Origin of the sequence: Streptomyces anandii JCM 4720, from assembly GCF_014650655.1 — a bacterium.
In the GTDB taxonomy this organism is placed as follows: domain Bacteria; phylum Actinomycetota; class Actinomycetes; order Streptomycetales; family Streptomycetaceae; genus Streptomyces; species Streptomyces anandii.
In genome coordinates, this window is the sequence record NZ_BMVJ01000007.1 from 234,214 (window position 1) to 236,764 (window position 2,551).

Annotated in this window: 1 protein-coding gene; it reads right to left on the reverse strand. The window is 73.7% G+C overall.

Features of this window, described 5'->3' with window-relative positions; translation table 11 throughout:
* A partial coding sequence (locus IE249_RS37370) for a protein kinase domain-containing protein (RefSeq protein WP_229858537.1) occupies positions 1–2,551 on the reverse strand: 2,551 nt, incomplete at both ends.

Below are 2,551 nucleotides of genomic sequence, written 5' to 3' on the forward strand. Positions count from 1 at the left end.
GCGGGTGTCGGCCAGCGGGGCCATCCCCTCCGGCGCGGGCACCGCACGCAACTCCCGCAGGACCGTGCCGCCGCCGGGCAGCGGATCGCGGGCCGCCACCTCCTCGGCGGTCCGGCCGAGGAGGGTCGCGTACTCCGCGAGCTCCACCGGAGTCGGGTCGTCGCTGCCAGGGAGATCCACCAGGGCCAGCAGCACCGTGCTGCCGCGCCGCAGCACGGCAAACCGGGAGGCGCCGTCCTCGTCGCTGTCCCCCGCGGCAGCGGCATCGTCGCGGCGGGCCTCGACCTCGGCGGCCGCCCGCACGACGGCAAGAGCGTGCGTCTGCAGCTCGGCCCGGTCCTCCGTACCGTCCTCGTCGTGTGGCCTGTGCCGTACCCGCAGCTCGGTGCCGAGTTCCTGCGCCGTCATGACCCTGCCCTGCTCGGACAGTATGGTCACCAGCTCGTCCCGGATCGTCTCCAGCCAGCGGAGCGCCGCCCACTGCTCGATCGCGGCGCTCAGATTCCCCGAGACGGTCGGCTGACTGACGCCGAGGGCCTTGGCGATCGCCGACTGGGCGGGCCACGACGGCAGTCCACCGGCCTGCTCGACGCCCGGCAGGCCCAGCGTCACGAGGACGATGTCGCGTCGGGGGCGAGTGCGGGGGCCGGTCTCGGCCGGGACCAGCCGGGCCGCGAGTGTCTCGACGGATTCCACGGTCTCGACGGGCGCATCGGCAGCCACCCGTACGGGCTTCTTCGCCGTGGCGCGCCTGCGCAGTTGCTGGGTCCACTGGCGGTGGCGCCGGTTGAGCTCTTTGCGGATCACGTTGCCCGCGCCCCGCGCGCGGGAGATCGTGTGCGGCGGAACGTCCAGGAGCTGGCCCACCGTCTCGGCACCGAGGCCGGCGGCCACCGACACCGCCCGCGGCGACAGTCCCGCGGCGTGCAGGGGGGTCGTCAGGTCCGCGGCCGCGGCAGCCAGTTCACGGGCGTCCTCGACGTCCGCCGCCTGTGCGTCAACGGTCGCCGGGGTGGTGGGCGGGCGTGTCGAGTCCGCCCGGCGGAAGACCTGGCGCCAGGCCTCCTGCATCTGGGGGAGGCTGTCGAAGCGCTGCTCGACGTCACGGTGCAGGGCCATGGCGAAGAACTCGGTCAGGCCCTCTGCCAGTGCCGGCTCGAACAGTTCGCGGGCCACATACAGCTCCGCCGCGGGGACGGTCAGTGGATCGCCCTGGCCGTCGCCCCATACCGGCCGCTCGCCCGAGGCCATCTCGTGCAGCGTGACCGCCGCCGCGTACCACTCCGCGTGGTCGTCGTAGCGGGCGCGGCGGCTGCCGCCCAGGAAGGGGTCGAGGTAGCCGCGGGTGCCCGCGTGCAGGTCCTGGTCGGAGGCGTCGGCCAGGGAGAAGTCGAACAGCATCAGCTGCCAGGAGCCGTCACTGCGCTTGAACAGGCCCAGATTGTCCGGCTTGATGTCGCGGTGGCGCACCCCACGGGCGGCCAGACTGTCCAGCGCCTCGAAGAGGTCGTTGCCGAACCGCTCCAGCTGGGCGTAACCCAGCCGGCCCTCGCCGCGCAGCCGCGACCCGAGACTGACCGGCTCCCGGTCGTCCGCCGGCCGGAACCCGCCCGCGTACTCGATCTCCAGGACGGTGTGCCCGCCCAGCTCACGAGGGGGCGCGAGCAGCTTCACGATGCGGTTGCCGCCCACCTCGCGCAGCGCCTTCGCCTCCGCGTAGAGCCGCGTGTCCTTCTCCCGGTCGAGCGCGACCTTGAACACCCGCAGGGACGAAGGGTCGGCCACCCCGTCTTCGACGCGGCGCACCAGCAGGGCGCGGGCGGTCGCGCCGGTGCCGAGGACCCGTACGACCTCCCACTCGGCGTCGAGGCAGCTGCCGGCCTTGGCCGTGAGCGGGTCTGCGACCTCGACGGCCCCGCGCCGAGCCGCGGCGTCGTCCGCCTCGGCGGCGTCGAGCAGACGCAGGAACTCCTCGGCGGACGACAGCCTGTTCTGTACGTCGGACGCGGTGGCCCGGAAGACCAGGTCGTCCAGCGCCGGGGAGACGCTGTCGGACGCGGCAGACGGACGGAGCCCGCCCTCCGCGGCGAGCCGGTCGACCAGGGCGCCCCGGGCGTCGGCGGGCGGCTTGCCGGTCAGCAGCAGATAGGAGACGGCTCCGATACCGAAGACGTCGAGGTCCACCGGGTCGGCAAACTCCCTGGCGGCCTCGGGGGCGAGGTAGACCTGGGCGATGTCGGCCACCAGCCCGGCATCCAGTGGTGTCTGCCCGAGGCTGAGGTGCGAGGTGGTGTCGAAGTCCCTGGCGGCGGTCTGCCAGTCGGCGATCCGCAGCACCGGTTCCGTGCCATCCTCACGCGTGGACACGTACACCGACCGGGCCGACAGCGCCCGGTGGTACAGCGATCGGTTGTGGGCGTAGCGGACGGCCTCGGCGAGCTGGCGCACCAGGTCCAGGCGCACGGCGGGAGCGAGCCGGTCACCGTATGCGTCCAGGTACGCGTCGAGCCGCAGGTCCGACTCCCGGTGCCGGAAGAGGATCGCCGGGCCG